The following is a 26,219-nucleotide window of genomic DNA, read 5'->3' as shown; positions in this document are numbered from 1 at the left end:
GCTCAGCAACCGAGCCGCGGCGCCTCGGCCCCGGCGTCGACAGGCCCCTCCCCTCCCGCCACCCGCACGGCCAGCGCCCGTGCCCACCCGGTGAGCCCGGCGAGATCCATCCCGTACGGCCGTGCCTCGCCCTTCTCGGCCGCCCACTCCTCGATCGCGCCCGCGCCGCGCCGCAGCAGCCGTGCCCCGCCGGTGGCGTTGCCGCGAGCCGCGTGCGTGAGGCCCACCGCCAGCTGGGCCAGCCCCCGCCACAGCGTCCGCTCGGATTCGGGACCCGACTTCCAGGCGTCCTCGAACACCTCGTGGGCGTGGAAGGGCTTACCCGCGTCGAGCAGCGCCTGCGCCTCGGTCACCGTCTCCTGCGGGGTCCGCACGACCCCCTCCGGCTGCCGGGCGACACCCTGCGCCCCGTACGACAGCGGCCGCCCCAGCCCGTCCCGCGGCCGCGCGCTCCGCGCCCGCCCCGCCACGTCCCGGTCCCGGCCGCCCTGCGACACCCCCGCCACGTCCCGCTCCCGACTGCTCTCCGACCGCCCTGCCGCTGCGCCCGCGTTTCCCATACGACCGATTGTCCCCGCCCTGCCCCGGTCCCTCTTCGGCGCACCCCCGCCCATGGGGTAAAGTTCTGTTCGCGCGATCACGCGGGTCACCGCGAGTGAGCGCATCGGGACGTGGCGCAGCTTGGTAGCGCACTTGACTGGGGGTCAAGGGGTCGCAGGTTCAAATCCTGTCGTCCCGACTTGCGGCAACGTGAGTCGAGGGGCCGTGTCAGAGGGATCTGACACGGCCCCTCGATCGTTTTCGGGGACCGATCGACGGCATGGGGCGTCAACGCCGTGGCCGGATCACGCCTTCCGTCCGCGTCGGCCCGCCATCACGGCGTAGACGATGATCCCCACGAACAGGAACAGCACGCCCTGATACACCGCCGCGTAGCCCGCGCCCGCGACGAGCCAGATGGAGAAGGCGGCCGCCGTCGCGGTGATCACGGAGTCACGGACGAACCGCGCCCGGTCGACCGCCTTGCGTCGGCCGGTGGCCAGGTGGAAGACCTGGGCGGCCGTGGCCAGCAGGTACGGCACGGTCGCCGTGAACGTCGTGACGAGGACCAGGACCTCGAAGACCTTCGCCGAGCCCGACAGGTAGTTGTAGACAGTGAGCAGCGAGGCCAGGGCGACCGTGACACCGACCCCGACGGTCGGCACGCCCCGGCGGCGATGCGCGAAGGCTGCCGGGAACAGGCCGTCCCGTGCGGCGGCGTACGGGGTCTGGGCGCTCAGCAGCGTCCAGCCGTTGAGGCAGCCGGTCATCGACACCAGCGCGGCGAGTGCGACGGCCCAACCACCCCAGGTGCCGCCGAACATGGTGTTCACGGCGTCCGAGAAGGGCGCGGTGGACGTCACCAGACGGTCGTGTGCGACCGTGCCGAAGACGGACAGCGTGCCGAGCAGGTACACGAGCGCGGCACCGGCCGTACCGATCACGGTGGCGCGCCCCACGTTCCGGCGGGCGTTCTTCACCTCGCCCGCGCTGACGGCGGCGGACTCCACACCGAGGTAGGAGAAGAGCAGCAGGGCGGCGGAGGCGGAGACCGCGCCGACGGCGCTGCCGCCGGTGGCGTTGAACGGGCCGAGCTTCTCCGGGTCGAAGAAGAACAGCCCGCCGACCGCGACGAGCAGCAGCGGCACGAACTTCAGCACGGTGGAGACCAGTTGGACCGCGCCTACATATCGGGTGCCGGCGAAGTTGGCGAGCGCGGGCAGCCACTGCAGCGTCAGTGCGGCCAGGCACGCGGTCCAGCGGTGGTCGTTGACCGGGACCAGTACGTCGAGATAGCCGACGGCGGCGACGGCGAGCGCTGCGTTGGACACCCAGGTGGTGATCCAGTACGCCCAGGCGGCGAGGAAGCCGGCGAAGTCGCCGAAGGCCTCCCGGGCGTAGACGTAGGGGCCGCCGGTGCGCGGGTCGCGCTCGGCGAGCCGGCCGAAGACCAGGGCGAGGGCGATGGCGCCGACCGTGAGGACACCGAAGGCGACCAGGCCGACCGTGCCGTAGGGGGCGACGGAGGCCGGGAGCAGGAAGATCCCCCCGCCGATGATGTTGCCCATGACCAGGGCGGTCGCGACGGGCAGTCCGAAGCGGCGGGCGTGCCTGTCGGTGCTGCCGTGGGAGTCCTCGGCGTAAACCTCGGGGGTTGCCGAGGGGGCCGGAGCCGGCTGCTGGGCGGTTCCGGTGACGTGCATGGGTGGGTGTACCTCTCATCGAACTGGAGTTCCCGGGATCGCCGGGCGAGCCCATGGTCAGCGATGCCCTGACCTGCGAACAAATCGCCGCTTCTTGTGTCGTCAGGCCCTGCGTAAGCCGCAAAAAATGCGCCGGCAAGTGCCTTCCGCCGGGATATGTCCAGCGGTGCCGCGAGGGGCAGCCCGGGCATCGGTCCTCCAGCTCGCCGGGGGCCTCCTCGGTGGCCCAGCCGGAGGAGAGGAGCAGCGCGCCCGGCTGGACTTCGCTCACTGACCGCGCGGCTCCCGTACGACCGCCACGTCCCCGGGCGCGACCGTGACCGAGCCGGCCGTCTCCTTGCCGGTGAGGAGGTCCGTGGCACCCGGGGCGACGGGCACCTGCGCGCCCCGCCCGGAGTGGTCGATGAGGAAGACGTAGTCAGCCTCCGGGCCGCGCCTGCGGACCACCTCCACACCGGCCGGGGCGGTCCGCACCGGCTCCACGCCCGCCTCGGTACGGATGCGGTCCAGGAGAGCGGTCAGCGTGGCCGGGTCGGGAAGCGTGGCCAGGTACCAGGCGGCGCCCGTGCCGTACGCGTGCCGGGTGACCGCCGGGATTCCGGTCAGTGGACCGTCCGCGTACGCGGCGAGCGACTCCGCGCCTTCCAGCCGCAGGTGCTCCGACCACAGGGTGCCCGTCGCCCCCTGAGGCACCGCACCGGTCAGAGCGACCTGCTGTCCGGTCAGCAGCGGGAAGGGCTCGTCGGAGCGGACGCCCAGCACGTCCCGGAACGCCCCGGGGTAACCGCCCAGCCGTACATGGCAGTTCTCGTCCACCGCCCCGCTGTGGAAGCCGACGGCGAGGGTGCCGCCGCGCTCGGCGTACGCCGTGAGGTTCGCGGCGCCAGCGTCGTCGACCAGGTACAGGTTCGGGGCCAGGACCAGGCGGTAGGCGGAGAGATCGGCTCCCGGCGGTACGAAGTCCACGCCCACGCCCGCGCGCCACAGCGGCTCGTACCAGGCCCGGACCAGGTCCAGGTAGCGGAGCTCGCCGCTCGGCTGGGAGGGCAGCTCCAGGGCCCAGCGGGCGTTCCAGTCCCAGACGATCGCGACCTCCGCCGTGCCGGTGCTGCCGCGGACCTCGGCCAGGGCCTTCAGGTCGGCGCCCAGGCGCACTACGTCCCGCCAGATCCGGCTGTCGGTGCCCGCGTGCGGCAGCATCGCCGAGTGCCACTGCTCGGCGCCCGCCTTCGCCGCCCGCCACTGGAAGTACGCGATGCCGTCGGCTCCGCGCGCCACATGGGCCAGCGCGTTGCGACGCAACTCACCAGGGTTCTTCGCCCGGTTGACCGGCTGCCAGTTCACGGCGCCGGTGGAGTGCTCCATCAGCAGCCACGGCCCGCCGGCCAGCGAGCGCATCAGATCGCCGCTCAGCGCGATGTCGATCTCCGACTCGGGGTCGGTGGACATCAGGTAGTGGTCGTTGGCAACGATGTCCAGCTCCGGTGCCCAGCGCCAGTAGTCGAGGGCGTCGAAGGTGGCCATCACCATGAAGTTGGTGGTGGCGGGGAGCGAAGGGGCCGCTGCCCGGAGCGCGTCCCGTTCCGCCGTGTACAGCGACAGCAGCTCGTCCGAGCAGAAGCGGCGCCAGTCCAGCTGGTGTGTCGGGTTGGGTACGGCGCCGGTGGCGCGCGGCGGCAGGATCTCCTCCCAGGCGTAGTACCACTGGGACCAGAAGGTCGTGCCCCAGGCGTCGTTGAGGGCTGCCAGGTCGTCGCCGTAGCGGGCCCGCAGCCAGCGGCGGAAGGCTGCCGCGCTGGTGTCGCAGTAGCAGGCCGCGTTGTGGCAGCCGTACTCGTTGTGCACGTGCCACATGGCGACGGCCGGATGACCGGCGTACCGCTCGGCCAGCGCGCCCGCGATGCGCAGGGCGGCCTCGCGGTAGGCGGGGCTGGACGGGCAGAACGTCTGGCGGCTGCCGTACGAGATGGTGCGGCCGTCACGGTCGACCGGCAGCGCCTCCGGGTGGGCGCGGAAGAACCATGCCGGCGGCGCCGCGGTGGGCGTGGCCAGGTCGGCGGCGATGCCGTTCTCGTGCAGCAGGTCCAGGATCCGGTCCATGCGCGAGAAGTCGTACTCGCCCTCGGACGGCTCCAGCAGGGCCCATGAGAAGATGCCGACGCTGACCATGTTCACGCCCGCTTCGTGCATCAGGCGTACGTCCTCGGCCCACACCTCCTCGGGCCACTGCTCGGGGTTGTAGTCGCCGCCGTAGGCGAGGCCGGGGACGGACAGGGTGCGTTTCACTGGGTTTTCTTCGTTCTCTTTCAAGTACGCGCGCCTCAGCCCTTGTTGGAGCCCAGGGTCAGGCCGCTGACGAACTGGCGCTGGAGTGCGAAGTACACGATCAGCGTCGGGATCGCGGTGAGCAGGGCGCCCGCGGCCACCAGGTTGGGGTCGGTGAAGTACTGGCCGGAGAGGTTGTTCAGCGCCGAGGTGATCGGCATGTTCTCGCCGGTCGAGATCAGCACCAGGGCCCAGAAGAAGTCGTTGTAGATCCAGATCGACAGCAGGGTGGCCAGGGCCGCCATCGCCGGCTTGCACAGCGGCAGCGTGATCTGCCAGTACAGCCGCCACACCGAGGCGCCGTCGACCAGCGCGGCCTCCGTCAGCTCGTGCGGCAGCGAGCGCATGTAGTTGCTCAGCACGAACGCGCAGAACCCGGACTGGAACGCCACGTGGATGAGGACCAGGCCGAGCGCGGAGTCGTACAGCTTGCCGCTCGCCGTGATGCCGGGCAGGTCCGTGAGCAGGTACAGCCGGTACAGCGGGGTGATGATGACCTGCTGCGGGAGCAGGTTGCCGGCCGTGAAGACCAGCAGCAGCGCCAGGTTGAGACGGAAGTCGAACCGGCTGACGTAGAACGCGACCATCGACGACAGGAACAGCGTCAGCAGCACGGCCGGTACGGCGATGACCAGCGTGTTGCCGAAGTAGTGCAGCATGTCGGACTGCGTGAACGCGTTCTTGAAGTTGTCGAGGTTCAGCGTGTCCGGCCAGGACACGTAGCCCTTGGCGCTGGTCTCGCTGTACGGGCGCAGGGCCGAGAAGATCGCCCAGAGCAGCGGGGCGAGCCAGGCCAGGGCGGTGCCCGCGAGGAAGACGTGCAGCAGGATCCGGGCCGGCCGGATCGGGGCACGCTGCTTTCCGAGCGCGCTCACGGTGCTCATGCGCGCCGCTCCTTCCGGAAGGTGGCGATCAGATACGGGATGATCACCGCGAGGGAGATGACCAGCAGCACGACGGCGATGGCCGATCCGTACCCGATGCGGCTGGACTCGCCGATGATGTTGTTCGTCACCAGGATCGACAGCAACTCGGTGCCCTGTGCGCCCTTGTTGAAGACGAAGACCAGGTCGAAGGCGCGCAGCGCCTCGATGATGGTGACGACGAGGACGACCGTGTTGGTCGGGCGCAGGGTCGGGAAGATGACGTTCTTGAACGTCTGCCACTCGCCCGCACCGTCCAGCGCGGACGCCTCGCGCAGCGACGGGTCGACGCTCTTCAGGCCGGCCAGGTACAGGATCATCATGTAGCCGGTGTGCCGCCAGGACGCGGCGATCAGGACGGCCCACAGGTTGAGCTTGGGGTCGCCGATCCAGTCGATGTAGTGGCCGGGCTTGTTGGCGCCGATGATGCTGTTGATCAGGCCCGTGTCGGGGTTGTAGACGAGCTGCCAGACGAAGCCGATGCACGCCATCGAGATGACGACCGGCAGGAAGAACGCGGTCTGGTAGACGCGGCTGAACCGGATCTTCTTGTCCAGCTGCACGGCCAGGAACAGCCCGAGCGGCGTCGGGATCAGGATCAGCACCACGAACCAGATGACGTTGTGCTGGACGGCCGGCCAGAACTGCGGGTTGTCGCTGAAGAGTTGTTTGAAGTTGTCGAGGCCCACCCACTTGATCGAGTCGAACCCGATGCCGTCCCAGGTGGTGAAGGCCAGCGCGATGGAGGCGAGGGCCGTGACCCAGACCAGGATCACGTGCAGGACCGTGGGCACGCCCGCCATCAGGGCGAGCGTGAACCGGTCACGGCGGGTCAGCAGGCGCCGGTGGCCCTGCGTGGCCCGCGGAGTGCGGGAAGCAGCGCCCGGAGGCGGCACGGCGGCCGCCTCCGGGGACTTCGTCGTCGTGTCCGTCGTCATCGGGCTGCTCACGAGGACGCGAAGATCTGCTTCTTCTGGCGCTCGATGGACGACAGCAGGCTGTCCACGCCCTTGGGGTTCTGGAGGAACTTCTGCAGCGAGGGCTGCATCACCGTGGAGGTGAAGTCCGGGCGGGAGTCGCGGTCCATGAACTGGGTCAGGGTCTTGGCGCCGCTGATCATGTCGAACGCCTTCTTCTGCAGCGCCGAGTACGCGGAGGTGTCGGCCTTGGAGGAGGCGGCCACCACGCTCGGGTCGGTCTTCAGGTAGACCTGCTCGGCCGCCGGGGAGCCCAGGTACTCCAGCAGCTTGACGACACCGGCGTGGTTCTTCGGGCTCTTGCTGACCATGAAGCCGTCGGTGGGCGCCTCCACGGTGTCCTGGCCGTACGCGGAGTTGATCTCCGGGAAGGGGAAGAAGTCGAGGTCGTCCAGGTCGGCCTTGTTGGTGAACTGCTGGGCCACGAAGGAGCCGAGGAGGTACATGCCGGCCTTCTTCGAGACCAGCGACTGGGCGGCGTCCTGCCAGGTGCGGCCCATGAAGCCCTCCTGGTGGTAGGGGAGCAGCTCGGCCCAGTGGTCGAAGACGGCCCGGACCTTGGCGTCGGTCCAGGAGGCCTTGCCCGCCATCAGCTGGACGTGGAAGTCGTAGCCGTTGAGGCGGAAGTTGATCTGGTCGAAGGTGCCCATGGCCGGCCAGGCGTCCTTGTCGCCGAAGGCGATCGGGACCAGGCCGTCCTTCTTCATCTGCTTGCACAGGGCGACCAGTTCGTCCCAGGTGGCGGGGACCTTGTAACCGTGCTGCTGGAAGACGCTCTTGCGGTAGAAGACCGCCCAGGGGTACGTGGTCAGCGGCACGAAGTAGTACTTGCCGTCCTCGCCCTTGCTGAGCTTCTTCATGGCCTCGGGGAAGTTGTCCCCGATCTTCGCCCACACGTCGTCGATCGGCGTGGCCAGCTTCTTCGCCGCGAAGAACTGCATGCGGTAACCGGCGAACCAGTTGAACACGTCGTCCGGCGTGCCCTGGAGGTAGGAGTTGATCTGCTCCTGGAAGGTGTTGTGGTCCTTCGTGTTCACATCGACGGTGATGCCGGACTGCTTCTTGAAGTCCGCGTAGACGCTCTCGAAGGCCTTCTTCGGCACCGCGTCCGAGGCGTTGGAGCCGAGAGTGACGGTCTTCGGGTCGGAGGACGAGCCACTGCCGCCGCAGGCGGACAGCAGGGGTATGCCGGCGCCGGCGAGGAGGGCGGCACCGCCCGCTCCGCGCAGCAGCGAGCGGCGACTGGGACCCGGGACGGAAAGACCGGAGGGGGAGAGGCGCATGGCGGCTCCTGAGGAAACAGGGTTCGGTCAAGGGGATGAGCCGATCACCGAAAGGTCCTCGAAACCGATCAGAAACCAACTCGACCGAACATCGTGGGCGTAATAACAGCCCCATGTCCGCTCATGCGTCAATAGCTCCGGTCGCACTGGGGTGTCTCTTGCCCGAAACGTAATCGTCACCGTCACCTGCGCCGTTGGTGCAGGACAGGCAAAACGGCCCCCGCGGCAGCCGCGGCCGCGGGGGCTGTGTGAACACGAGTGGTTCCGCTTCAGGGTCTGACCAGCGGCTGTCAGGGTCTGACCAGTAGCTGGAAGTCGAAGGCGTACCGCGAGGCCCGGTAGACATGGGTGCCGTACTCCACCGGCCGGCCGGTGTCGTCGTAGGCGGTGCGCTGCATGGTGAGCAGGGCCGCGCCTTCCTTCTCGTCCAGCAGGGCGGACTCCTCGGCGGTGGCGCTGCGGGCGCCGACCGTCTGGCGGGCGCTGTGCAGGGTGATGCCCGCGGAGCGCATCATCCGGTACAGACCCGTCGACTCCAGCCGCTCGGTGCCGAGTTCGAGCAGGCCCGCGGGCAGGTAGTTGCACAGGAACGCCACCGGCCGGCCGTGCGTGCAGCGCAGCCGCTCCAGCACGACGACCTCGGCGCCCTCCGCGACGCCGAGGGCCGCGGCGACGTCCGGGGTCGCCGGGACGCGTTCGTTGCGCAGTACCCGGGTGGTCGGGCCCTGCCCGGCCGATTCCAGGTCGTCGTAGAGGCTGCTCAGTTCCAGGGGCCGTTTGACCTGGCTGTGCACGACCTGGGTGCCGACACCGCGGCGGCGCACCAGCAGCCCCTTGTCCACCAGGGACTGGATCGCCTGTCGGACCGTGGGCCGGGACAGGCCGAGGCGCGCGGACAGGCCGACCTCGTTGCCCAGGAGGTTCCCCGGGGCGAGGATCCCGTGTTCGACGGCCGCCTCCAGCTGCTGGGCGAGCTGGTAGTAGAGCGGCACCGGACTGGTGCGGTCCAGGTCGAAGTCCAGGGTGTCGAGAGGGGAGACGGTCACGGGACGAGCGGAGTCACCGGTCCTCGCCACGGGGCACCTTCTTCCATATCGCGGGCAGGGTAGGGCGGTTCACAGGTGCCGGCGGCGGTCGGCGACCTGGCGGTCGTAGTCCTCGGGGGCGTGTACGGCCGCCTCGCGCGGGTGGCGGTCTCGGCGACGGGTACGTCCCACCAGGCCTCCGCCGGGGGAGCGCTCGCCGCCGGCCGACTCGGACAGGCCGCCGATGGCGGCGTACCCGTGGTTCCGGACCAGGGCCGGCTTGACGGGCAGCCGTTCCGGCTGCGGCGATGACGATCTCGGTCGGCATCATCAGACAGGTGCCGTCGCCGACCTGCGCCCACACCACCGTGTCCGGTGCCGCCTGCTGGACGCCGATCGCGGCCGGATCTCGTAGCCCATGCACGAGTAGCCGTACTCCAGGTGGTACTGGCGCCGCGACCGGGCCCGCCACAGTTCGTGCAGGTCGCCGGGGAGCGAGCCCGCCGCGTTGATGACCACGTCCTCGTCCCCGACGGCCCCGTCCAGCGCGCCGAGCACCTGCGTCCGGGTCGGGTCGGTACGGCGTTCTCGTCGCCTGCGCGGTACTCGGCCTCGTACGCGGTGCGGGTGAGGGCGTCGGCGACCCCGGTGTGGCCGATCCCGCCGAGGTCGGCGGGGTCGTAGTGCCGCAGGGAGCCCTTGCCGGCCTGGGTGGCGGCGACCGGGATGCGGGTGGCGTCCACCAGGACCCGCAGCGCGTCCTCGGCGCGGCTGTCATGGGCACCGCCGCTCGCAATGACGAGGGGCCTGCGGGCCTCCCAGATCGACGGGACGGTCTCGGCCGGCTCCGCCGGGTCCGGGGCGGGCCGGCGCACGGTCCAGGTGCGGTCGGCGAAGAACTCCTCCGGCCGGTCGTACGCCTCCGCCTGCACGTCCTGCGGCAGGGCGAGGGTGACGGCGCCGGTCTCGGCCGGGTCGGCGAGGACGCGCATGGCCTGGAGCGCGGACGGGATCAGCTGCTCGGGGCGGGTGATCCGGTCTAAGGAGCGGGACACCGGGCGCACGGTGTCATTGACCGACGTGTCGAACTGGCCGGGGTGCGCCAGCTGTTGCAGCAGCGGATCGGGCGAGCGGGTGGCGAAGTAGTCGCCGGGCGGGAGCAGTACGGGCAGCCGGCTGACGGTGGCGAGGGCGGCGCCGGTGACCAGGTTCGTCGCGCCGGGGCCGGTGGACGTCGTCACGGCCTGCGCCGAGAGGCGGTCGGGCCGGCGGGCGTGTCCGACGGGTCCGAAGATGCCCCGGATGCATGCGATCAGCCGGTGCCGTTCGCCGTCGCGTGCGGTGTACTGGGCGGACAGGAATCGCGCCAGGGCCTGGGCGACGGTCGGACGGCTCGTCGTGTCACTCGTCGAGTGGCTCATGCCTCCCAGGTCTAGGTTCCGACGGGCGGCACTGTCAATGGTTTGTACTTACATTCGGACCTGCTTGTGAAATGATGTCTTAACAAAGTATTGACAGCGAGGTCTGCAGGGACTTGTATCCCGTCCCAACGCAACAGCGTCCTTCCCCCCGATCCACAGTGAGGTGCAGGAACGATGGACCGCTCTTCTCACTCCCGCTCCCGCAGACTGGCCCCCGTCGTCGCCATGGCCGCTGCGGCAGCACTCACCCTCGCCGGCTGCTCCAGCAGCTCCGGGGGGAAGAAGTCTGAAGAGGGCGGGGCGAACGCCTCGGCGGGCAAGGCGAACACCCCGCGGATGACCGTCGCGCTGGTCACCCACCAGTCGCCGGGCGACACCTTCTGGGACATCGTCCGCAAGGGCGCCGAGGCCGCCGCCGCCAAGGACAACGTCAAGCTCATCTACTCCGCCGACCCGAACGCCGGCAACCAGTCCAACCTGGTGCAGAACGCGGTCGACCAGAAGGTCGACGGCATCGCGATCACCCTGGCCAAGCCGGACGCCATGAAGGACGTGGTCAACAAGGCCACCGCGGCCAAGATCCCCGTGGTCGGCCTGAACTCCGGGGTCAGCGACTGGAAGAAGCTCGGCCTGCTGGAGTTCTTCGGGCAGGACGAGTCGGTGGCGGGCGAGGCGTTCGGCAAGAAGCTGAACGAGGTCGGCGCCAAGAAGGCCGTCTGTGTGATCCAGGAGCAGGGCAACATCGGCCTCACCCAGCGCTGCGACGGCGTGAAGAAGACGTTTTCCGGCACGACTGAGACGCTGTACGTGAACGGCACCGACATGCCGTCCGTGAAGTCGACGATCACGGCCAAGCTGAAGCAGGACAGCGCCATCGACTACGTGGTCACGCTCGGCGCCCCCTTCGCGCTGACCGCGGTGCAGTCGGTGGGCGACGCGGGCAGCAAGGCCAAGGTCGCCACCTTCGACCTGAACAAGAACCTGACCAACGCCATTCAGAAGGGCACCATCCAGTTCGCGGTGGACCAGCAGCCGTACCTGCAGGGCTACCTGGCGATCGACTCCCTGTGGCTGTACAAGAACAACGGCAACTACAGCGGCGGTGGCGAGCAGCCGGTGCTCACCGGCCCGGCCTTCGTCGACAAGTCCAACGTCGACCAGGTCGCCCAGTTCGCCGCGAAGGGCACCCGGTGATGAGCATGACCCAGCAGGCTGAGCCGGCGGTCGGGAGGCCGCCGGCGTCCGGCCCCGAGGAGAAGGACGGCCGCACCGCCCGGCGCCCCCTCGCCCTGAGGATGCTGGCCCGGCCCGAAGTCGGAGTCTTCCTGGGCGCCATGGCCGTCCTGGCCTTCTTCCTGATCATGGCGCCCTCGCTCCGCCAGGGCAGCTCGATCGCGACGGTCCTCTACCAGTCCTCGACCATCGGCATCATGGCCCTCCCGGTCGCCCTGCTGATGATCGGCGGCGAGTTCGACCTGTCCTCCGGCGTCGCCGTGATCACCTCCGCGCTCACCGCGAGCATGCTCAGCTACCAGCTGACCGTGAACGTGTGGACCGGGGTGATCGTCGCCCTCGTCCTCTCGCTCGCCATCGGCGCGTTCAACGGCTGGATGGTGGTCAAGACGGGGCTGCCCAGCTTCCTGGTCACCCTCGGCACCTTCCTGATCCTGCAGGGCGCCAACCTCGCGGTGACCAAGCTGGTCACCACCAACGTGGCCACCGACGACATCAGCAACATGGACGGCTTCGACCAGGCCAAGAAGATCTTCGCGTCGTCCTTCGACATCGGCGGCGTCGAGGTGAAGATCACTGTCTTCTACTGGCTGGTCTTCGCGGCCCTGGCCACCTGGGTGCTGCTGCGCACCAAGTACGGCAACTGGATCTTCGCCGTCGGCGGCAACAAGGACAGCGCCCGCGCCGTCGGTGTCCCGGTCACCTTCACCAAGATCTCGCTGTTCATGCTGGTCGGCCTCGGCGCCTGGTTCGTGGGCATGCACCAGCTGTTCTCCTTCAACACCGTGCAGTCCGGTGAGGGCGTCGGCCAGGAGCTGATCTACATCGCCGCGGCGGTCATCGGCGGCTGTCTGCTCACCGGCGGCTCCGGCTCCGCGATCGGCCCGGTCTTCGGTGCGTTCATGTTCGGCATGGTCAACCAGGGCATCGTCTTCGCCGGCTGGAACCCCGACTGGTTCAAGGCCTTCCTCGGCGTGATGCTGCTCGGCGCCGTCCTGATCAATCTGTGGGTCCAGCGCACGGCGACGCGGAGGTGACACCGATGACCACGAACGGAACCGGAACCCACGGCGCCGTCCTTCAGGACGCCGCGCCCGCCCACGACGGCCCGATCGTCGAACTGCGCGGCGCGGGCAAGTCCTACGGCAACATCCGCGCCCTGCACGGCGTCGACCTCACGGTCCACGCGAACCAGGTGACCTGCGTCCTCGGCGACAACGGCGCCGGCAAGTCCACCCTCATCAAGATCATCTCGGGGCTGCACCAGCACACCGAGGGCGAGTTCCTCGTCGACGGCACCCCGGTGCGCTTCACCACCCCGCGCGAGGCCCTCGACAAGGGCATCGCCACCGTCTACCAGGACCTCGCCACCGTGCCCCTGATGCCGGTGTGGCGGAACTTCTTCCTCGGCTCGGAGATGACCAAGGGCCCCTGGCCGGTCCGCCGCCTGGACATCGACCGCATGAAGAAGACCGCCGACCAGGAACTGCGCAACATGGGCATCGTCCTGGACGACCTCGAGCAGCCCATCGGCACGCTCTCCGGCGGCCAGCGCCAGTGCGTGGCGATCGCCCGCGCCGTCTACTTCGGCGCCCGCGTCCTCATCCTGGACGAGCCCACCGCCGCGCTCGGCGTCAAGCAGTCCGGTGTCGTGCTGAAGTACATCGCCGCCGCCCGCGAACGCGGCCTCGGCGTCATCTTCATCACCCACAACCCCCACCACGCCTACATGGTCGGCGACCACTTCACCGTGCTGCGCCTGGGCACCCTCGAACTCAGCGCCGAGCGCAGCGAGATCAGCCTGGAGGAGCTGACCAACCACATGGCCGGCGGCGCCGAACTCGCGGCCCTCAAGCACGAGCTGTCGCAGGTACGGGGCGTCGACGTGGAGGAACTCCCCGAGGAGGAGGACCTCACCGCACCCGTGGCGAACCCCCAGGAAAGGACCACCTGACATGGCGAACCCGACCCCTCTGGACCGCATCAGGGTGGGCTCGGCCCCCGACTCCTGGGGTGTCTGGTTCCCGGACGACCCGCAGCAGGTCCCCTGGGAACGCTTCCTCGACGAGGTGGCCGAGGCCGGGTACGACTGGATCGAACTGGGCCCGTACGGCTATCTCCCCACCGACCCGGCCCGGCTGACGGACGAGCTGGTGCGGCGGAACCTGAAGGTGTCCGCGGGCACGGTCTTCACCGGCATGCACCGCGGCCCCTCCGTGTGGGAGGAGACGTGGGCCCACGTCAGCCAGGTGGCCTCCCTCACCCAGGCGATGGGCGCGCGGCACCTGGTCGTCATCCCCTCCTTCTGGCGGGACGACAAGACCGCCGAGATCCTGGAGCCGCCGGAGCTGACGGCCGAGCAGTGGGCGCACCTGACCAAGGGGATGGAGCGCCTCGGCCACGAGGTCAAGGAGACGTACGGCCTCGACATCGTCGTCCACCCGCACGCCGACACGCACATCGACACCGAGGACCACGTCGAGCGCTTCCTCGACTCCACCGACTCCGAGCTGGTCAACCTCTGCCTGGACACCGGGCACTACGCCTACTGCGGCGGTGACAGCGTCAATCTGATCGAGACCTACGGCGAGCGCATCGGCTACCTGCACCTCAAGCAGGTCGACCCGGAGATCCTGGCCGAGGTCGTGGCGAACGAGGTGCCGTTCGGGCCCGCGGTGCAGCGGGGCGTGATGTGCGAACCGCCGTCCGGGATCCCGGAGTTGGGCCCGGTCCTGCAGGCGGCCCAGGGGCTCGGCGTGGAGCTGTTCGCGATCGTCGAGCAGGACATGTACCCGTGCGAGCCCGACAGGCCGCTGCCGATCGCGGTCCGGACGCGCAGGTTCCTGAGGTCCTGCGGCGCCTGAGGGGTTCGGTCCGGGGCGGGGCGGGAACGAACGGGGGCGTGCGGGCGTTTCTGAGAACGACGGGGGAACGCCCGCGAGGACGGGAGGACGACATGGCAGACCGTACGGAACTCCACGAGACGACGCCCCAGCCGGCCGCCGAGACGCCACAGCCGGCCACCGAGACGCCACAGCCGGCCACCGAGGCGGCCGGCGCCGCGCGCCACGGCCGCTTCGCCCGTCTGCCCGAGCGGATACGCCCGGAGGACATGGTGGAGACCAGGCCGGCAACCCTGCCCGACCCGGCGCGCGACCGCTACAGCGCGGACGAGTGGCTGGTGCGGTACTGCCTCTGAGCCGCACTGAGCGGGACGGCGCCGCCTGAGCGGCAAGTGGGCTTTCTCGGTGGGCTTTCTCGGTGGGGTTCCGATGGTGGTCACCGAGGGCCGTCGAGGAGGTCCCCAGGTACGTCCGCCTCGAGTTCGGCGTGGCCGAGGTCATCCACGCGGAGACCGGCGGACGGGCTGCGGGCCGGCGCCCCTTGCAGGGGCCCGGCCCGCAGGCGTGCGGGTGGGGCACGGTGGGCCGTGCCCCGGCCGTCAGGCCCCCCGCACCTCCGCGATCGTCACCGGACGGTGCTCGTGCAGGGACAGCGTGCAGGCCTCGGCGATCCAGCCGGCCTCCAAGGCGTCCTCGATGGTGCAGGGGGACGGGCGGGAGCCGGCCACGACCTCGGTGAACGCGGTGAGTTCGGCGCGGTAGGCCGCGGTGAAGCGGTCCATGAAGAAGTCGTGCGGGGTGCCGGACGGGAAGGTCACGCCGGGTTCGACCGAGCGGAGCGGCAGCTTGTCGTCCAGGCCGACGGCGATCGAGTCCTGGAAGCCGTGCAGCTCCATGCGGACGTCGTAACCGCGGGCGTTGTGGCGGGAGTTGGAGACCACCGCGATCGTGCCGTCGTCCAGCGTGAGAATCGCGCCGGTGGTGTCGGCGTCGCCCGCCTCCCTGATGTAGTCGGCGCCCCGGTTGCCGCCCACCGCGTACACCTCGGTGACCTCGCGGCCGGTGACCCAGCGGATGATGTCGAAGTCATGGACGGAGCAGTCGCGGAAGATGCCCCCGGAGGCGGCGATGTACGCGGCCGGAGGCGGCGCCGGGTCCAGGGTCGTCGAGCGGACCGTGTGCAGCGTGCCCAGCTCGCCGGCCTGGACCGCGGCCCGCGCGGCGACGAAGCCCGCGTCGAAGCGGCGGTTGTAGCCGATCTGGATCGGCACGTCACAGCCCTGCACGGCCTTGAGCACCTCGACGCCCTCGGCCATGGTGCGGGCGACCGGCTTCTCGCAGAAGACGGGGACGCCCGCCTCGACGCCGGCCCGGATCAGCGCGGGGTGGGCGTCGGTCGCGGCTGCCACGACGATGCCGTCCACGCCGGCGGCCAAAAGCGCCTCGGGCGAGTCGGCGACCTCGGCCCCGAACCGCTCGGCCGCGGCCTTGGCCGCGTCCGCGAACGGGTCGGTGACCACGAGGGACTCGACGGCGTCGAGCCCGGAGAGGGTCTCGGCGTGGAAGGCGCCGATGCGGCCGAGGCCGAGGATTCCAATACGCATGGGGTGCAGCTCCTAAGGTGCGATGGTGCTGAAGGGGAGAGCCAGTGCCCCAACAGGCGACGTTCGCCCGTCGGGCAAACGTTGCCTGCCGGGGCACTAGTCGAGGCCGCCGACCACGTTCTGGTCCCAGTCGATCACCGAACCGGTGACCACCCCGGACCGGTCGGAGAGCAGGAAGACCACGAAGTCGGCGATTTCGTCCGGCTGGCCGAGCTTGCCCATCGGCAGCCGCGCGGCGGCCTGCTCCCGCCAGTCGTCGCCGGCGCCGTGGAAGGAACGCTGGGTGGCGTCCTCGCCCTCCGTCGCGGTCCAGCCGATGTTCAGGCCGTTGATCCGGATCCGGTCGAAGCGGTGGGCGTGCGCCGCGATGGGGGTGCCCCCGCGCGAGCGAAGCCGAGCGTGGGGGAGGGTCAGGCCCACGAGGCCGGCCTTCGCGGCGACGTACGGCGCCAGGAAGGGCTGACCGCCGTGCGCCGACGAGGTGATGATGTTGACGATCGTGCCGGGCGCCTTGCGGGACACCATGTCGGAGACCGCCGCCTGCATCGCGAAGAACGGCCCCTTGAGGTTGATCGCGATGTGCGCGTCGAACTGCTCCGGCGTCGTGTCCAGCAGGGTGCCCCGCGAGGTCAGCCCCGCCGAGTTCACCAGGCGGTCGATCCGGCCGTACGCGTCGACCACCTCGGCCACGGCCGCCTTCGCCTGATCGGCGTCGGCCAGGTCGGCACGGACGTACATCGCCTTGGCGCCGGCCGCCGCCAGCTCGGCCACCAGCCCCTCACCGGGTTCGGGGCGGCGCCCGGTGACGGCCACGACGGCGCCCGCACGGACGGCGGCCCGCGCGATCGCGGCGCCGACCCCCTGGCTGCCACCGTTGACCAGGACGACCTTGTCGCGCAGAAGTCCGTCGTGAAGTCCCATGATGTCCTTGCCCTTTCAGCTCTCGCGCCGCTCGGCGCCGGCCCGCAGCTGCGCTCTCAGACGGTTCGGCGTCCACTCCTCGCACACCGCCCGCCGCACGACGTCCGCCTGCGACGGCGGAGCCGGCCCGGAAAGAGCGCCGCCGGCGGGTCGCTGTCGAGGTTGGTGGGGAAGGGGTAGCCCTCGGCGCTCGCCGCGACGACGTTCTCCAGCCACTCCTCGCCCGCGCCCCCGGCCCTGCGCTGCAGCAGCACCGGGAAGACCGCGTTCGCCACCGCCTCCCGGTCCACCGTCTCCATGGCGCGCCCGAAGGCCGAGGAGATCTGGAGCAGGTTGGCGGTGCGCCGCACGTCCACCGTCCGGTTCGTCCCGGCGGCGTGGAAGAGCGCCGGGTTGAAAAGGGCCGCGTCGCCCGTGGGCAGCGGCAGCTGCACGTGGTGCGCCTCGAAGTGGGCCCGGAACTGCGGGAGCCGCCAGGCCAGACAGCCCGGCTCGAAGAGCTGGGAGTACGGCAGGTAGAGCGTCGGACCGGACTCCACCGGCATGTCGCAGTGGGCGACCGCACCCTGGAGCGTGAGCACGGGGGAGAGGCGGTGCACGTGCGCCGGGTAGGCGGCCGCCACGGCGTTGCTCAGGAAGCCGAGGTGGTAGTCGCGGTGCGCGGTCTGCCCCGCGCCGCCCGGGTTGACCACGTTGACCTGTGAGGTCACCTGGTAGCCGGGGCCCAGCCAGGCCGCCGCGACCAGGGCCGGCACGTCGTTCGCGTAGTAGTCGGCGAACCCCTCCGGGTCGTACAGGGCCGTCTTCTCCAGCGCGTTCCACACCCGGTCGTTGGCGCCCGCCTTCGCGAAGTGGTCCCCGGCTTGCGCGCCCGAGGCCCGCTGCTCGGCGATCAGCGCCTCGAACACGGCCGTGACCCGGTCCACCACCGCCGGGTCCGGGAAGGCACCCCGGACGACCACGATCCCGGGGCCGTCGGCCAGGGCCCGTACCAGCTCGGCCATCAGGGCCCGTCGGTCGCCGGCCGCCCGCAGCCGCTCGCCGTCGTAGACGAGCACGTTCTCGGCCACGGACGTGGCATGCGGGTACGCGGCGAGATCGGTCGTCCTCCCGACCAGCGCACGGAAGGCATCGAGGTCGCAGTCCTCCTCGGACAGCCGGGCCCGGCCTGCGGCAGTGGTGAGGGACATCGGTGTCCTTCTTTCGGTCACGGGAGCGACGCGGCCCTGTCATTCTTGTCAGTACAAACCCCTCGAACAACCAGCAGGCAGCCATCAAAAACCCGTCAAGGAGCCGTTCCATGGGCCACCCGTTCCCCCTCCGGGAAATCGCACGTCAGGCAGGGCTCAGCGAGGCCACGGTCGACCGGGTGCTGAACGGCAGGGGAGGGGTGCGGGAGAGCACCGCCCGGGAGGTGCACCGGGCCATCGCCGACCTGGACCGGCAGCGCACCCAGGTCCGGCTGGTCGGCCGTACGTTCATGGTCGACATCGTGGTGCAGGCACCCGAGCGGTTCACCAGGGCCGTGCGGGCCGCCCTGGAGGCCGAGCTGCCCTCGCTGCACCCGGCCGTGGTCCGCTCCCGCTTCCACTTCCGCGAGACCGGCCCGGCGGCGGAGCAGGTCAGAACGCTGGACCGGATCGCCCGCCGGGGCTCGCAGGGCGTGATCCTCAAGGCACCGGACGTCCCCGAGGTCACCGCCGCTGTCGGCCGGCTCACCGCGGCCGGCATCCCGGTCGTCACGCTGGTCACCGACCTGCCCGCCACCGGCCGCCTCGCCTACGTCGGCATCGACAACCGGGCCGCGGGCGCCACCGCCGCCTACCTGATGGGCCAGTGGCTCGGCGACCGGCCCGGCAACGTCCTCACCAGCCTCAGCAGCGGCTTCTTCCGCAACGAGGAGGAGCGCGAGATGGGCTTCCGGAGCGTCATGCGGGCCCGGCACCCGGAGCGCACCCTGGTGGAGATCGCCGAGGGACAGGGCCTGGACGCCAGCCAGTACGACCTCGTCCGTGCCGCCCTGGAACGCGACCCGGAGATCCGCGCCGTGTACTCCATCGGCGGCGGCAACAACGCCACCCTGCGCGCCTTCGCCGACCTCGGCCGCGACTGCGCGGTGTTCGTCGCGCACGACCTCGACCACGACAACACCCGCCTGCTGCGCGAGCACCGCCTGTCCGCCGTCCTCCACCACGACCTGCGGCACGACCTGCGCGAGGCCTGTCACGAGGTGATGCGCTTCCACGGCGCCCTGCCGCCCGCCGGACCGGTCCTGCCGTCCGCGATCCAGGTGGTCACCCCCTACAACATGCCTACGACACCGACAGGTTGACCCACGCCCCGCGCGCGGCCGACTCCGTCATGGCGTCGAGCACGGCCGCGCTGTGCACCGCGTCGGCGAGGGTGGTGCCACAGGGGGTGCCCTCGGCGATCGAGCGCAGGAAGCGGTACGCCTCGATGACCTTCAGGTCGTCGTATCCCATCGCGTTGGCCGCGCCCGGCTGGAACGCGGCGAACTCGCCGTCGCCCGGGCCGACATACACCGTGCTCACCGGCTGGTCCTGGTAGCTCGTGCCGCGGCTGACCGCCAACTCGTTCATCCTGCGGAAGTCCCAGAACACCGCGCCCTTGGTGCCGTGCACCTCGAAGCCGTAGTTGTTCTGCTCGCCGACCGAGACCCGGCAGGCCTCCAGGACACCGCGCGCGCCGGAGGCGAAGCGCAGCAGGCAGCTGACGTAGTCCTCGTTCTCGACCGGGCCAGGTTCGCCGCCGGAGGCAAGTGCGTGACCCGCGGTGGCGCCTGCCGGGCGGGCCCGCTCCGGGACGAAGATCGCGGTGTCGGCGGTCAGGGAGGCGATGTCCCCGAGCAGGAAGCGAGCCAGGTCGGCGCCGTGCGAGGCCAGGTCCCCGAGCACCCCGCTGCCGCCGCGCTCACGCTCGTACCGCCAGGTCAGGGCGCCGTCCGGGTGGGCCGCGTAGTCGCTGAACAGGCGGATGCGCACATGCGTGACCGTGCCGATCTCCCCGGCGGCGATCAGGTCGCGGGCGGCCTCCACGGCGGGCGCGTTGCGGTAGTTGAAGCCGACCGTTCCCTGGACCCCCGCCTTGGCCACCGCGTCGGCCACCGCGCGGGCGTCCGCAGCGGTCAGGCCCACCGGCTTCTCGATCCACAGGTGCTTGCCCGCCTCGGCCGTCGCCACGCCGATCTCCCGGTGCAGGAAGTTGGGCGCGGTGACACTGACGGCCTGCACGCGCGGGTCGGCGACCACCTCGCGCCAGTCGCGCGTGGCGGAGGCGAACCCGAACCGCTCGGCGGCCTCCTCGGCCCGGCCCGGCACCTCCTCGGCGACCGCGATCAGCTCGGGCCGCAGGGGCAGCTGCGGAAAGTGGTGCCGGACGCGGGCGTAGGCCTGGGTGTGCACCCGCCCCATCCAGCCGAACCCGACGACGGCGACACCGAGCGCATCCACCATGACAGCCCCTCTTTGGACCGGTCCACATCCTGTCCGGGCCACCTTTGTACGGACATGGCGCACGAGTCAACCCTTCGGTAAGGGAGAATGGTTCCGTGTCAACCCTTTGACAGTCCGGTACGGCGCATGGAACGGTCCATCCCATGAGACCGCCGACGATCCGCGATGTGGCCGAACGGGCCGGAGTGTCGAAATCGCTGGTCTCCCTGGTGCTGCGCGGCTCGGGCCAGGTCCGCGCCGAGAAACGGGACGCCGTCCTGAAGGCCGTACGCGAGCTGGGCTACCGGCCCAACGCCGCCGCGCGCAGCCTCAGCGAGCAGCGCAGCCGCACCGTCGGCGTCCTCCTCGACGACCTGCGCAACCCCTGGTTCGTCGACCTCCTCGACGGCCTGAACTCCCTGCTGCACGCGGCCGGCCTCCACATGCTGCTCGCCGACGCCCGTCTGAACCGTCGGATGGGCCACGACCTGGCCGAACCCTTCCTGGACCTCGGCGCCGACGGCCTGGTGGTGGTCGGCACGGTCCCGGGCGCGGGCGGGCTCGGCGCGCTCGCCCGGCGGATGCCGGTGGTCGTGGCGGGCGCCCGCGAGCCGCAGCCGCCGGGCGTGGACGTCGTCGCCGGGGACGACGCACTCGGGGCCCGGCTGGCCACCGAGCATCTGCTCGGACTCGGCCACCGCCGGATCGCCCATCTCGCGGGCCACGGCGCCGTCGGCGAGCTGCGCCGGCACGGCTTCGAGGCGGCCATGCGAGCGCACGGCGCCGAGCCGCTGGTCGAGCCCGGCGACCTGACCGAGGAGGGCGGCTACCGGGGCACCGTACGCCTGCTCAGCCGCCACGACCGGCCCACCGCCCTGTTCGCCGTCAACGACATGGCCTCCGTCGGCGCGCTCTCGGCAGCCGCGGAACTGGGCCTGCGCGTGCCGTACGACCTGTCGGTGGCCGGATACGACAACACCAGCATCTCCCGCCTCCGGCACGTCTGGCTGACCACCGTCGACACCGCGCCGCACGAGGTCGGCCGACGCGCCGCCCGCTGCCTCCTGGACCGCTTCGAGACGCCCGGGGGAGCGGGCCGGGTCCACCTCGCCGTACCGACGCTGGAGATCCGGGGCACCACCGCGGCGCCCCCAGACCTCACAGGTTGATCGCGTACGCCTTGCGCAGCGTCTCGTGCACGGTCCACGTCGTACGGTCGCCCGCGCGCAGCACCGCCATGTCACCCGGCCCCACCCGCAGCGTCGGCCCGCCCTCGACCTCGATCGTCGCCGAACCGCTGACCACCACGAACAGCTCGTCCGCCTCGGTGTCCGTGACCACGCCCGGCGTGATCTGCCAGATCCCGCGGATCTGGCGGCCGTCCGCCGACTCCCAGACCACCTTCCCGGTCACCTCCGGGTTCCCGGAGACGATCTGCGCCGGGTCGAGGGGCTCGGGTTCGAGGTCGGCGTCGGGGATGTGGAGCGCGAAGCTGTGCGTCATGGGGCGACCCTAACCAGCGTCGGGCCCGCCTCGCCGTCGACAGAGTGTGCGGCATCGGGGCTGGTGGGAGGACACTTCGTCGGGCCGCCCGGACTGGCGGCGGCGCGGGGCGCGGGTGATCGTTGGGTGCATGGCTGACTCCTCGGCGGCCGCGGCCGCGCCGCACCGGCAGCACGACACGCACGAGGCCGTCCTGTTCGGCGGGGTCTACGGCGCCGTCCTGGCCAGCTCGATGGTCGCCGCCCTCAGCCAGGAAGGCCACAGCTCCGCCATCAGCCGCCGCTACGACGCCCTCTGGCTGCTCGTCACCGCGTTCTCCCCCACGCTCGAATCGAGCTCACGCGGGGGCACCCCCATCGCCCTCGCCCACGGCTACGCCCACTACATCGCCGAGCGCGCCCCGCACCGCCGCTGGGACGTGCTGCGCAGCCTCGTCGACGAGTGGCCGCTGGTCACGGCCGTCCTGCCGACGGTCTTCCTGCTCGCGGGCGCGGGCTGGGGCTGGTGGCACCCGAAGGGCGTCGAGTATCCGGTGTTCGCCCTGAACATCGCGATCCTCTTCACCCTCGGCCTGGTCACCGCTCGCTGGTCGGCACGCAGTTGGCCGGCCGCCGCCCTCATCGGCCTCGTGGACGCGGTGCTCGGGGTGGTCGTGGTGGTGGCCAACGCGCTCATCAAGTAGGCGACGGGTGGGCCGCTGGGCATGGAGTCGGTATGACCTCCAAAGACGCGGCGCCCGAGACAGACGCCGACGCCGTGACCCGTCAGGCCCTCGACAGCCTGCGCACCACCGCCGACCCCCGGCTGCGCGACCTGCTCACCGCCCTCGTCCGGCATCTGCACGCCTTCGTCCACGAGACCCGGCTGACGCAGGCGGAGTGGGAGCAGGCCATCGGCTTCCTGACGGCCACGGGCCGGGCCTGCACGGACACCCGGCAGGAGTTCATCCTCCTCTCGGACGTCCTCGGCCTGTCCATGCTGGTGGAGACGCTGCACGGCCACAGCGCGCCCGGCACCACCGAGTCGACGGTCCTCGGCCCCTTCCACCTGGCCAAGTCCCCCGCCCGGGAACTCGGCGACAGTATCGACCTGGTGGGCGACGGCGAACCCTGCGTGGTCAGCGGCCGGGTCCGCTCCGCCGACGGCACGCCGCTGCCCGGCGCGGTCCTGGACGTCTGGCAGGCCGACGGGCACGGCTGCTACGACGTGCAGCGCCCGGACCTGCAACCGCCCGGCAACGGACGCGGGTTGTTCACCGCCGACGCCGAGGGCGCCTTCCGGTTCCGCACCTGCGTGCCCGGCACCTACCCGATCCCCACCGACGGCCCCGTGGGCACCCTGCTGGCGGCCACCAGCCGCCACCCGTACCGCCCGGCCCACATCCACTTCCTCGCGACGGCCGACGGCCACGCCCCGGTCACCACCCACCTCTTCGTGGCGGGCGGCGCCCACCTCGACTCGGACGCGGTGTTCGCCGTGAAGGACAGCCTGGTCAAGGACTTCACCCCGACCGACGACCCGTCGCTGGCCCGCGAGTTCGGCGTACCGAACCCGTTCCGGCACGCCCGCTTCGACCTCGTACTGGAACGCACCTGAAGCTCCTCGTGCTGCGGGCCGGACACCACGGGCGCACCCTGGAAGCATGCCGGGTGCGGTGGGCCGTACGGCTTCCGGCGCAGCACGGGACGCAGTGGCCTCCCGGGGCGTGCGACGGTCGCGCTCGCGCCGGGCCCGTACGGCCCCCTGTGTGCCGCCGCGCTGCTCGCCACAGCGCTGCAGACGACGAACGCGGCCCCTACGAGGACGCCACCTACTGGGACCCGTCCTGGACCACCGCCCCGGGGTGGGCGTCGTCTACCAGCACGGCTGGGTCCTGCAGAACCCGTCGTTCGCCGGCTTCGCGGCCGTACAGGCCTATCTGCCCGAGAAGCGGCTGGCCATCGCCGTGTCCACGATGGTCGGACAGAAGGCGCCCGAGGGCAACACGGCCCAGACGATCACCGAGCGCATCGCGGCCGCGCCGGCGCCCGGCCACCCGCTGAAGGGCTGACCTCAGCGGCCGGTACGCACCCCGTCCAGGGCGATGGACAGCACCCGGTCGCGCTGGGCGTCGTCGTCGAACGCGGTCGCCGTGATGCCGGCGACCATCCGCAGCAGATCGCCGAAGTCCATGTCCGTCCGGGCCACGCCCGCCTTCTGGGCGCGCTCCAGCAGCGGGCCGCCGGCCGCGTACATCGACTCGCGGCAGGCCACGAAGATGTCCGACTCGTCGTTCAGGGCCTCACGGATCGCGCGCTTGGTGACCATGTAGCCGGTGAACCGGTCCAGCCAGGCGGTGAGCGCCTCCCACGGTTCCCGGTCGGTCAGCTCGATCGCGGCCCGGCACAGGGCGTTGACCTCGTCCGCGTAGACGGTCTCGAAGAGGTCGCGGCGGGTGGGGAAGTTCCGGTACAGGGTGCCGATGCCGACGCCCGCGCGGCGGGCGATGTCCTCCAGGGAAGCCTCCGCGCCGTGCTCGGCGAACGCCTCGCGGGCGGCCACGAGCAGGGCGTCGTAGTTGCGGGCGGCGTCCTTGCGGTGCGGCCGGCGGGCCGCGACGAGCTCGCTGACGGGGAACGGCGTGGCCGTCACAGCTGCCTCCCGGAAGGGAATCGGTTGAACCGGAGGTATGCCTCCGTTACAGTGGAGGGGTACCTCCACTTTAGCAGTGCGGGGGTGGCTTCGCCGTGGACGGACGCGTCCCGGCGCCGGCTCCCCGGCACCCCGACGGTACGGGCCCTGCGCGTGGCGCACCGCCCGACATCTCAGACTTCCCACCCTCCGCGTACGGATTCCGGAGAGGCTTCTTCATGCCCCGCACGTCCAGCCGCCTCACCTTCGCGGTCCTCGCGACCGGTGCCGGCGTGTTCGCCATGCTGCAGTCGCTGATCGCACCGGCCCTGCCGACCGTCCAGCACGCGCTGCACACCTCGCAGTCCACCGCGACCTGGGTGATGACGGCCTATCTGCTGTCCGCCTCGGTCTTCACCCCGATCCTCGGCCGCGTCGGCGACCTCGTCGGCAAGAAACGCACCCTCGTCGCGGTCCTGGTGGCCGTCCTCGCCGGCTGTCTCCTCGCCGCGCTCGCCCCGTCCATCGGCGTGCTGATCGTCGCCCGCGTCGTCCAGGGCGTCGGCGGCGCCCTCTTCCCGCTCTCCTTCGGCATCATCCGCGACGAGTTCGCCCCGTCCGAGGTGAGCGGCTCCATCAGCAACCTGTCCGCCGTGATCGCCGCGGGCGGCGGCGTGGGCGTGGTGGCCGCCGGGCCCATCGTCTCCGCCCTCGACTACCGCTGGCTCTTCTGGATCCCGGTGGCCGTCGTCGCCGCGACCGTCCTGATCGCCCTGCGCTACGTCCCCGAGTCGCCCAACCCGGCCAAGGGGCAGGTCAGTTGGCTCGGAGCTGCCTTGCTGTCGGCCTGGCTGGTGGCCCTGCTGCTCCCGCTCAGCCAGGCCGGCCGATGGGGCTGGGGCTCGGTGAAGGTGCTCGGCCTGTTCGCCGCCGCCGCGGTGCTGTTCGCGCTGTGGCTGGCCACCGAGGCCCGCTCCCGCACCCCCCTCATCGACCTGCGCGTGATGCGCCTGCCCGCCGTGTGGACGACCAACGCCGCCGCCCTGCTGTTCGGCGCCGGCATGTACGCGATCTGGTCCTTCCTGCCCGGCTTCGTCCAGACGCCGTCCGCGGCCGGCTACGGCTTCGGCGCGAGCGTCACCGATTCCGGCCTGCTCATGCTGCCCATGCTCCTCGCGATGTTCCTGTCGGGCGTCCTGTCCGGACGGCTCGAACCCCGCGTCGGCGCCAAGGCGTTGCTCACCACGGGCGCCGCACTCGGCGCCCTGGCCTGCGGCTTCCTGACCCTCTGGCATGACGCGCAGTGGCAGATCGCCGTCGTCGCGGGCCTGTTCGGCTTCGGCATCGGACTCGCCTTCGCCTCCATGGCCAACCTGATCGTGGGCAGCGTCCCTCCCGAGCAGACGGGCGCGGCCACCGGCATGAACGCCAACATCCGCACGATAGGCGGCTCCATCGGCGCCGCCCTCACCAGCGTCCTGGTCACCGGCCGCCTCCAGCCCTCCGGCCTGCCCTACGCCTCCGGCTACACCCACGGCTGGGCCCTGCTCGCCCTCCTCTGCCTGGCCGCGACCGGCGCCGCCCTCCTCGTCCCGGTCCGCCGCACGAGCCGTACGGCGGATGCCGTTCCGGCGGGGGCGACACGGGCACCCGCGCGCGTGCGGTAGGGTTGACCTGCGTGATCACGCGGGACACCCCGCGTGAGGTCGCAACGGGACGTGGCGCAGCTTGGTAGCGCACTTGACTGGGGGTCAAGGGGTCGCAGGTTCAAATCCTGTCGTCCCGACGTGCGAAACGCAGGTCGAGGGTCGTGCAAGAGGTTTCTTGCACGACCCTTCGCCGTCCAGCGGGCCGCA

At 71.1% G+C, this 26,219-nt stretch carries 23 protein-coding genes, 2 tRNA genes and 2 pseudogenes; 13 read left to right on the top strand and 14 right to left on the bottom strand.

The annotated features are described in order from the left end of the window. Nucleotides 1-2: 2 nt before the first annotated feature. Complete coding sequence (locus ACZ5DS_RS09085; protein WP_468235392.1) at nucleotides 3-560, bottom strand: DUF309 domain-containing protein; 558 nt, start codon at nucleotides 558-560, stop codon at nucleotides 3-5. A gap of 105 nt (nucleotides 561-665) precedes the next feature. On the opposite strand from ACZ5DS_RS09085, the gene ACZ5DS_RS09080 reads away from it, so the two are divergent. Next, nucleotides 666-739 (top strand) — tRNA-Pro (locus tag ACZ5DS_RS09080). A gap of 106 nt (nucleotides 740-845) precedes the next feature. On the opposite strand, the gene ACZ5DS_RS09075 is transcribed toward ACZ5DS_RS09080, so the two are convergent. The 7 genes and pseudogenes from ACZ5DS_RS09075 to ACZ5DS_RS09045 all read right to left on the bottom strand — a co-directional run. After that, a complete protein-coding gene (locus tag ACZ5DS_RS09075) occupies nucleotides 846-2,243 on the bottom strand; it encodes an amino acid permease (protein WP_468235391.1) in 1,398 nt (465 codons plus the stop codon). Between the two features lie 267 nt (nucleotides 2,244-2,510). Beyond that, nucleotides 2,511-4,529: a beta-galactosidase gene (locus ACZ5DS_RS09070; protein WP_468235390.1), complete on the bottom strand. Its 2,019-nt coding sequence runs from the start codon at nucleotides 4,527-4,529 to the stop codon at nucleotides 2,511-2,513. A gap of 35 nt (nucleotides 4,530-4,564) precedes the next feature. Next, nucleotides 4,565-5,452, bottom strand: coding sequence for a carbohydrate ABC transporter permease (locus ACZ5DS_RS09065; protein ID WP_468235388.1), 888 nt, complete (start codon nucleotides 5,450-5,452; stop codon nucleotides 4,565-4,567). Beyond that, a complete protein-coding gene (locus ACZ5DS_RS09060; protein WP_468235386.1) occupies nucleotides 5,449-6,429 on the bottom strand; it encodes a carbohydrate ABC transporter permease in 981 nt (326 codons plus the stop codon). Before ACZ5DS_RS09060 ends, ACZ5DS_RS09065 begins: the two co-directional genes overlap by 4 nt. Nucleotides 6,430-6,437: 8 nt before the next feature. After that, a complete protein-coding gene (locus ACZ5DS_RS09055) occupies nucleotides 6,438-7,751 on the bottom strand; it encodes an ABC transporter substrate-binding protein (RefSeq protein WP_468235384.1) in 1,314 nt (437 codons plus the stop codon). Between the two features lie 290 nt (nucleotides 7,752-8,041). Next, the gene (locus ACZ5DS_RS09050; protein WP_468235382.1) at nucleotides 8,042-8,827 is read right to left on the bottom strand and encodes a GntR family transcriptional regulator; all 786 of its coding nucleotides are present in this window, start codon (nucleotides 8,825-8,827) and stop codon (nucleotides 8,042-8,044) included. A gap of 159 nt (nucleotides 8,828-8,986) precedes the next feature. Next, nucleotides 8,987-10,197 (bottom strand): annotated as a pseudogene (locus tag ACZ5DS_RS09045) (thiamine pyrophosphate-dependent enzyme); the annotation flags it as partial. A 174-nt stretch (nucleotides 10,198-10,371) separates the two neighbouring features. Here ACZ5DS_RS09045 and ACZ5DS_RS09040 point away from each other — a divergent pair. The 5 genes from ACZ5DS_RS09040 (at nucleotide 10,372) to ACZ5DS_RS09020 (ending at nucleotide 14,629) form a co-directional block, all read left to right on the top strand. Beyond that, entirely contained in the window at nucleotides 10,372-11,391 is a 1,020-nt protein-coding gene (locus ACZ5DS_RS09040; RefSeq protein WP_468235381.1) for a sugar ABC transporter substrate-binding protein, read from the top strand. Next, nucleotides 11,391-12,467 carry an ABC transporter permease gene (locus ACZ5DS_RS09035; protein ID WP_468235379.1) on the top strand — a complete coding sequence of 359 codons (1,077 nt, stop codon included), beginning with the start codon at nucleotides 11,391-11,393 and terminating at the stop codon, nucleotides 12,465-12,467. Before ACZ5DS_RS09040 ends, ACZ5DS_RS09035 begins: the two co-directional genes overlap by 1 nt. A gap of 5 nt (nucleotides 12,468-12,472) precedes the next feature. Next, nucleotides 12,473-13,384: an ATP-binding cassette domain-containing protein gene (locus ACZ5DS_RS09030; protein WP_468235377.1), complete on the top strand. Its 912-nt coding sequence runs from the start codon at nucleotides 12,473-12,475 to the stop codon at nucleotides 13,382-13,384. Nucleotide 13,385: 1 nt separating this feature from the next. Beyond that, nucleotides 13,386-14,294: a sugar phosphate isomerase/epimerase family protein gene (locus ACZ5DS_RS09025; protein WP_468235376.1), complete on the top strand. Its 909-nt coding sequence runs from the start codon at nucleotides 13,386-13,388 to the stop codon at nucleotides 14,292-14,294. A gap of 92 nt (nucleotides 14,295-14,386) precedes the next feature. Then, nucleotides 14,387-14,629: a hypothetical protein gene (locus ACZ5DS_RS09020; protein ID WP_468235375.1), complete on the top strand. Its 243-nt coding sequence runs from the start codon at nucleotides 14,387-14,389 to the stop codon at nucleotides 14,627-14,629. 243 nt (nucleotides 14,630-14,872) lie between these two features. Here the strand turns inward: ACZ5DS_RS09020 and ACZ5DS_RS09015 are convergent, their stop codons facing one another. The 3 genes and pseudogenes from ACZ5DS_RS09015 to ACZ5DS_RS09005 form a co-directional block, all read right to left on the bottom strand. Then, nucleotides 14,873-15,877 carry a Gfo/Idh/MocA family protein gene (locus ACZ5DS_RS09015; protein WP_468235374.1) on the bottom strand — a complete coding sequence of 335 codons (1,005 nt, stop codon included), beginning with the start codon at nucleotides 15,875-15,877 and terminating at the stop codon, nucleotides 14,873-14,875. Between the two features lie 96 nt (nucleotides 15,878-15,973). After that, complete coding sequence (locus ACZ5DS_RS09010) at nucleotides 15,974-16,798, bottom strand: SDR family oxidoreductase (protein ID WP_468235372.1); 825 nt, start codon at nucleotides 16,796-16,798, stop codon at nucleotides 15,974-15,976. Nucleotides 16,799-16,813: 15 nt separating this feature from the next. Beyond that, nucleotides 16,814-17,988: pseudogene (locus tag ACZ5DS_RS09005) on the bottom strand (phytanoyl-CoA dioxygenase family protein). Between the two features lie 110 nt (nucleotides 17,989-18,098). On the opposite strand from ACZ5DS_RS09005, the gene ACZ5DS_RS09000 reads away from it, so the two are divergent. Continuing rightward, complete coding sequence (locus ACZ5DS_RS09000; RefSeq protein ID WP_468235370.1) at nucleotides 18,099-19,130, top strand: LacI family DNA-binding transcriptional regulator; 1,032 nt, start codon at nucleotides 18,099-18,101, stop codon at nucleotides 19,128-19,130. Here the strand turns inward: ACZ5DS_RS09000 and ACZ5DS_RS08995 are convergent. After that, nucleotides 19,111-20,271 (bottom strand): Gfo/Idh/MocA family protein, encoded by a 1,161-nt coding sequence (locus tag ACZ5DS_RS08995; RefSeq protein WP_468235368.1) that lies wholly within the window; start codon nucleotides 20,269-20,271, stop codon nucleotides 19,111-19,113. The genes ACZ5DS_RS09000 and ACZ5DS_RS08995 overlap by 20 nt on opposite strands. 143 nt (nucleotides 20,272-20,414) lie before the next feature. Between ACZ5DS_RS08995 and ACZ5DS_RS08990 the strand changes: the two genes are divergently transcribed. After that, a complete protein-coding gene (locus ACZ5DS_RS08990; protein ID WP_468235366.1) occupies nucleotides 20,415-21,419 on the top strand; it encodes a LacI family DNA-binding transcriptional regulator in 1,005 nt (334 codons plus the stop codon). Here ACZ5DS_RS08990 and ACZ5DS_RS08985 read toward each other — a convergent pair. Then, nucleotides 21,409-21,753: a cupin domain-containing protein gene (locus ACZ5DS_RS08985; RefSeq protein WP_468235365.1), complete on the bottom strand. Its 345-nt coding sequence runs from the start codon at nucleotides 21,751-21,753 to the stop codon at nucleotides 21,409-21,411. The genes ACZ5DS_RS08990 and ACZ5DS_RS08985 overlap by 11 nt on opposite strands. 130 nt (nucleotides 21,754-21,883) lie before the next feature. Here ACZ5DS_RS08985 and ACZ5DS_RS08980 point away from each other — a divergent pair, with 130 nt between their 5' ends. The 3 genes from ACZ5DS_RS08980 (at nucleotide 21,884) to ACZ5DS_RS08970 (ending at nucleotide 23,803) form a co-directional block, all read left to right on the top strand. Further along, nucleotides 21,884-22,435 (top strand): hypothetical protein, encoded by a 552-nt coding sequence (locus tag ACZ5DS_RS08980; protein WP_468235363.1) that lies wholly within the window; start codon nucleotides 21,884-21,886, stop codon nucleotides 22,433-22,435. Nucleotides 22,436-22,467: 32 nt separating this feature from the next. Further along, nucleotides 22,468-23,349: a dioxygenase family protein gene (locus tag ACZ5DS_RS08975; RefSeq protein WP_468235361.1), complete on the top strand. Its 882-nt coding sequence runs from the start codon at nucleotides 22,468-22,470 to the stop codon at nucleotides 23,347-23,349. 247 nt (nucleotides 23,350-23,596) lie between these two features. Continuing rightward, nucleotides 23,597-23,803 carry a hypothetical protein gene (locus tag ACZ5DS_RS08970; RefSeq protein WP_468235360.1) on the top strand — a complete coding sequence of 69 codons (207 nt, stop codon included), beginning with the start codon at nucleotides 23,597-23,599 and terminating at the stop codon, nucleotides 23,801-23,803. A 2-nt stretch (nucleotides 23,804-23,805) separates the two neighbouring features. On the opposite strand, the gene ACZ5DS_RS08965 is transcribed toward ACZ5DS_RS08970, so the two are convergent. Further along, entirely contained in the window at nucleotides 23,806-24,384 is a 579-nt protein-coding gene (locus ACZ5DS_RS08965) for a TetR/AcrR family transcriptional regulator (protein ID WP_468235358.1), read from the bottom strand. Nucleotides 24,385-24,602: 218 nt separating this feature from the next. Here ACZ5DS_RS08965 and ACZ5DS_RS08960 point away from each other — a divergent pair, with 218 nt between their 5' ends. Both ACZ5DS_RS08960 and ACZ5DS_RS08955 read left to right on the top strand, forming a co-directional pair. After that, the gene (locus ACZ5DS_RS08960) at nucleotides 24,603-26,030 is read left to right on the top strand and encodes an MFS transporter (protein WP_468235356.1); all 1,428 of its coding nucleotides are present in this window, start codon (nucleotides 24,603-24,605) and stop codon (nucleotides 26,028-26,030) included. A 45-nt stretch (nucleotides 26,031-26,075) separates the two neighbouring features. Beyond that, nucleotides 26,076-26,149: transfer RNA gene (locus ACZ5DS_RS08955), tRNA-Pro, on the top strand. The last annotated feature ends 70 nt before the right edge of the window (nucleotides 26,150-26,219 follow it).

The organism is Streptomyces sp. NPDC031100, from assembly GCF_055570785.1.
This window is presented reverse-complemented; position numbering and strand designations above follow the sequence as displayed.